This window comes from Stenotrophomonas sp. P5_A9 (assembly GCF_056400525.1).
In genome coordinates this window covers 1-2,747 of sequence record NZ_JBFULC010000133.1, presented here as the reverse complement: position 1 = coordinate 2,747, position 2,747 = coordinate 1, and the positions used below count along the sequence as shown (strand labels likewise).

Sequence of the window (2,747 nt, the reverse complement as noted above, 5' to 3'; positions counted from 1 at the left end):
GGCAGGCCGCTGGCGACCAGGCCGGCGACCACGCCACCGGCGGCGGCGCCCTGCACGAACAGGCGGCGCGACGGCATGGGCAGGCTGCCCRGGCCGGGTGTGTTGGGGAAAGACATTGCAACTCCGAATCGGATCCGAATGGCACACGGGTGCCGTCACACCGCGCACGCAACGGCGTGCACGGCATCGCATCGCACTGGCGCTCGCGATGAGCGCCGGATCAGGCGATCGGAGGCCGGGTGATGCGGTCCAGCGGCGGCGTCGGCAGCGACGGGCGCGTAGGGCTGGTCGGTACCAGCGACAACGGCGGCGGGCTGGGAATCCAGCTGATCGCCGCGGTCAGGCTGGGGTGCTGCGCGCAGTTGCGCAGGCAGTCCTTGATCTTGCAGTGATCGCCGTCGTGCGGCGCCTGCGCGGCGGCGCCATCGGCGACGCTGGCGGTGTGATCGTGGTGGCGCGTCGGGGCCGGGGCGTCGCCGTGGCAGGGCGGCGCGGGTGCGGCGGCCACCGGGGCCGCCATCGCCAACGCCATCGGTGCGGCCATGGCCACGTTCAGCCCGTTGAGCAACAGGCTGAGCATCAGGACCACGCGCAGGAGGAGGGAGCCGGCGGACATGCGGCTTACCCTAGCGCCAAACCGGTGCGCCTGCACCTGCGGCTGAACGCGATATTCAAGTCTGGAGACGGCTCCGTCGGGGCGCGTGCCTGCATCAGCCTTCTTCGCGGACGATATCCACCAGCCGCTCGCCGTAGCGGGCCAGCTTGGTGCCGCCGATGCCACCCACCCGGCCCAGGGCATCGATGCTGGTCGGGCGCTGTTCGGCGATGTTGCGCAGGGTGCTGTCGTGGAAGATGACGAAGGCCGGCACGTTCTGTTCCTTGGCCAGTTCGGCGCGCAGGCTGCGCAGCGCGTTGAACAGGGCCAGGTCCTCGGGCAGCACGGACAGGCCGGTCCGCTGGCCGCTGCGGTCGCGTTCGCGGGTCTTGGGGCTCTCCCGTCGCATCATGACCTTGCGCTGGCCCTTGAGCACCTCGCGGCTGCCGTCGGTGAGGCGCAGGCCGCCGTAGGCTTCGCTGTCCACTTCGAGCAGGCTGGCGGCGACCAGTTGCCGGAACACGCTGCGCCATGTGCGGGCGTCGAGGTCCTTGCCGATGCCGTAGGTGCTCAGTTCGGTATGCCCGAACTGGCGGATCTTGTCGTTCTCGCCGCCACGCAGGATGTCGATCAGGTGGCCAACGCCGAAGCGTTGGCCGCTGCGGTAGACGCAGCTGAGTGCCTTCTGCGCGGCAACGCTGGCATCCCAGGCGTCTGGCGGGACCAGGCAGTTGTCGCAGTTGCCGCAGGGCTGCGGGTAGGTTTCCCCGAAGCCGGCGAGCAGCACCTGGCGGCGGCACTGCATGGATTCGCAGTAGCCGAGCAGGTGGTCGAGCTTGGAGCGTTCCAGGCTTTTGCGTTCTTCACCGGCTTCGGACTGCTCGATCATCTGCTTGAGCAGCACGACATCGCCCAGGCCATAGCAGAGCCAGGCTTCGGCAGGCTCGCCGTCGCGGCCGGCACGGCCGGTTTCCTGGTAGTAGCCTTCCATGGACTTGGGCAGGTCGGTGTGGGCGACGAAGCGGACGTCGGGTTTGTCGATGCCCATGCCGAAGGCGATGGTGGCGCACATGACGATGCCGTCCTCGCGCAGGAAGCGGCGCTGGTTGGCGGCGCGTACTTCGGCGGGCAGGCCGGCGTGGTAGGGGAGGGCGTTGAGACCTTCCTTGCACAGGAATTCGGCGGTTTCCTCGACCTTGCGCCGCGACATGCAGTAGACGATGCCGGCTTCCTGGCGGTGGACCTTGAGGAAGTCGAGCAGCTGGCGCTTGGCGTTGTCCTTCTGGACGACGGTGTAGCGGATGTTGGGCCGGTCGAAGGAGCTGACGAAGTGCTGGGCGCCGGTGAGGTCGAGCCGCTCGGCGATTTCGCGCTGGGTGGGCGGGTCGGCGGTGGCGGTGAGGGCGATGCGCGGGACGTCGGGCCAGCGTTCGTGAAGGACGGTGAGCTGGCGGTACTCGGGGCGGAAGTCGTGGCCCCATTGGGAGACGCAGTGGGCTTCGTCGATGGCGAACAGGGCGATGGTGCTGCGCGAGAGCAGCGACAGGAAGCGTCCGGTGAGCAGGCGTTCGGGGGCGACGTAGAGCATGTCCAGTTCGCCGGCGAGCAGGTCGCGTTCGACCCGGGCAGCGGTTTCGCCATCGAGGGTGGAATTGAGGTATTCGGCGCGCACGCCGAGCTGGCGCAAGGCTTCGACCTGGTCCTGCATGAGCGCGATCAGCGGCGAGATGACGATGCCGGTGCCGTCGCGGAGCATGGAGGGCACCTGGTAGCACAGCGACTTGCCGCCGCCGGTGGGCATCAGTACGAGCGCGTCATTGCCGGCAGCGACATGTTCGACGATCGCCTGCTGCGGACCGCGGAATTCGTCGTAACCAAAGATGCGGCTGAGCAGGTCGTGCGCGGGGCGGGAAGACATCGGACTAGTTTACCCCGCCGGGCGGTCTGGCCGGGTCCGCCAACAGTGGATCGGTGGGTAGGGCTTTGCCCGTAGGCTCTCGAAGCCGAAGCCGAAGCCGAAGCCGAAGCCGAAGCCGAAGCCGAAGCCGAGGCACATGGCTTCCTTGCTGGTGGTTGGCGCGGGGTGGGTGGGTTGGCGGGACACGCCGTGAACCCATCCATGGGGGCTCGGTGTTGCCATCCATGGCAACAC

Annotated in this window: 3 protein-coding genes; all 3 read right to left on the bottom strand. The window is 68.5% G+C overall.

Going from position 1 to position 2,747, the window contains the following annotated elements; all coding sequences use genetic code 11:
* Positions 1 to 220: 220 nt before the first annotated feature.
* Entirely contained in the window at positions 221 to 616 is a 396-nt protein-coding gene (locus AC1DR7_RS20225) for a CopL family metal-binding regulatory protein (protein WP_256776881.1), read from the bottom strand.
* A 94-nt stretch (positions 617 to 710) separates the two neighbouring features.
* Positions 711 to 2,513 (bottom strand): DNA helicase RecQ, encoded by a 1,803-nt coding sequence (recQ, locus tag AC1DR7_RS20220; protein ID WP_478052760.1) that lies wholly within the window; start codon positions 2,511 to 2,513, stop codon positions 711 to 713.
* 9 nt (positions 2,514 to 2,522) lie between these two features.
* The coding region (locus tag AC1DR7_RS20215) for a hypothetical protein (protein WP_478076663.1) at positions 2,523 to 2,747 on the bottom strand (225 nt) is incomplete at its 5' end.

What these genes read in the sequence shown, in the direction of transcription:
- recQ (WP_478052760.1), bottom strand. Translation starts at nt 2,513, where the DNA reads ATGTCTTCCCGCCCCGCGCACGACCTGCTCAGCCGCATCTTTGGTTAC.
- AC1DR7_RS20225 (WP_256776881.1), bottom strand. Translation starts at nt 616, where the DNA reads ATGTCCGCCGGCTCCCTCCTCCTGCGCGTGGTCCTGATGCTCAGCCTG.